The organism is Streptomyces sp. NPDC055749, from assembly GCF_053617235.1.
In genome coordinates, this window is record NZ_JBSHFH010000124.1 from 1 (window position 1) to 1,935 (window position 1,935).

Annotated in this window: 2 protein-coding genes; both read left to right on the plus strand. The window is 66.5% G+C overall.

Going from position 1 to position 1,935, the window contains the following annotated elements; all coding sequences use genetic code 11:
* Positions 1–85 precede the first annotated feature (85 nt).
* Positions 86–1,207 carry an IS630 family transposase gene (locus tag ACWGO0_RS37335; RefSeq protein ID WP_453544878.1) on the plus strand — a complete coding sequence of 374 codons (1,122 nt, stop codon included), beginning with the start codon at positions 86–88 and terminating at the stop codon, positions 1,205–1,207.
* A gap of 46 nt (positions 1,208–1,253) precedes the next feature.
* Complete coding sequence (locus tag ACWGO0_RS37340; RefSeq protein ID WP_453544879.1) at positions 1,254–1,826, plus strand: S1 RNA-binding domain-containing protein; 573 nt, start codon at positions 1,254–1,256, stop codon at positions 1,824–1,826.
* Positions 1,827–1,935: the final 109 nt, after the last annotated feature.

The window sequence follows — 1,935 nt, forward strand, 5'->3', positions numbered from 1 at the left end:
CTAGTGCTCTGACCGCATAGGTTGGCCGGTTTGGTGATCGCGGCGGTTGGATGGGGGGACGTCCGTTCCGACCGCTGGAGGTGCGGTGGCCGAGCCTGTCCGTGTGCGCAGACTGACCGACCAGGAAGGGCAGAAACTGCAGCAGATCGTGCGCCGGGGCAGCACCAACTCGGTTCGCTACCGGCGCGCGATGATGCTGTTGGCCTCGGCCGGCGGGAACCGGGTGCCCGTGATCGCCCAGCTGGTGCAGGCCGACGAGGACACCGTCCGGGACGTGATCCACCGCTTCAACGAGATCGGCCTGGCCTGCCTGGACCCTCGGTGGGCGGGAGGCCGTCCCCGCCAACTCAGCACCGATGACGAAGACTTCGTCGTCCATACGGCCACCACTCGCCCGACCAAGCTCGGCCAGCCCTTCACCCGCTGGTCCTTGCGCAAGCTCGTCGCCTACCTGCGCAAAGTCCACGGCCGCGGGATTCGGATCGGCCGCGAGGCGTTACGCTGCCTGCTCGCCCGCCGCGGCGTGACCTTCCAGCGGACCAAGACGTGGAAGGAATCCCCGGACCCCGACCGCGAGGCGAAGCTGGACCGGATCGAGGAGGTCCTCGACCGCTTCCCCGACCGGGTCTTCGCCTTCGACGAGTTCGGCCCGCTCGGGATCCGTCCCACCGCGGGCTTGGGCTGGGCCGAGCAGAAGCGCCCCGACCGGCTGCCCGCCACCTACCACCGCACCCACGGCGTGCGGTACTTCCACGGCTGCTATTCGGTCGGCGACGACACCCTGTGGGGCGTCAACCGCCGCAGAAAGGGTGCTGCCAACACGCTGGCCGCGCTGAAGTCGATCCGTGCCGCCCGGCTCGACGGTGCCCCGATCTACGTGATTCTGGACAACCTGTCCGCCCACAAAGGCGCCGACATCCGTCGCTGGGCGGAGAAGAAAAAGGTCGAGCTGTGCTTCACCCCGACCTATGCATCATGGGCGAATCCGATCGAGGCCCACTTCGGACCGCTGCGGCAGTTCACCATCGCCAACTCCCACCACCCCAACCACACCGTTCAGACACGGGCTCTGCACGCCTACCTGCGCTGGCGCAACGCCAACGCCCGCCACCGTGACGTCCTGGCCGCCGAACGCAAGGAACGCGCCCGCATCCGCAGCGAGAAGGGCATTCGCTGGGGCGGACGTCCCCTCAAGACCGCAGCGTGAGCGTGGTTCCTACCCAATGCGAAGCTCCTCGTGAAAGGCTGGGAGCATGATGGGTGGACCGTCTGAGAGCCCAGAACTCTGGGCGTTCCTGGAGTCACTGCACCGCGGCGAGTTCCTTTCCGGCACCGTCACAGCGATCGAACGGTTCGGTGTGTTCGTGGGGCTGGACGACGGACCCGACCATCCGGTCTTCCCTGGCGTCGGGTTCATCTCCTTCGCTGAACTGTCCTGGCGACGCTTCGAGGCAGCCTCCGATGTCGTCCAGGTCGGGCAGCGCGTCTCCTGCGAGTTTCTCCAGTTCGACACGTGGAACCTGGAGGCCAGACTGTCCTTGAAAGCCACACAGCCGGACCCCTTTCAGGTATTCGCCGACACCATCGTGGTGGGGCGGAAACTGCCTGGCCAGGTCACCAAGCTGATCCCGTTCGGCGTCTTCGTCCAGGTCGCCGACGGGATCGAGGGACTCGTTCACCTGCGCGAGCTCGCCTGGACCCTGGTGGAGACTCCAGCAGATGTCGTCCAGGTCGGCGACGAGATCACGGTGGTCGTCACCGAGATCGACCGAGAGCGACGCAGGCTATCCCTCTCCCGACGACAAAGCTCATCCGCCGGCGTGTGACGCGCTGCGTTCCTGCGACGGTTCCCTTGCGCGAGTGCTCCTGAACGTCTACTCAGCCAAAGGAAGAGATACGCCCCAGGCCGGTGAACCTTTGCGGTCACAGCACTAG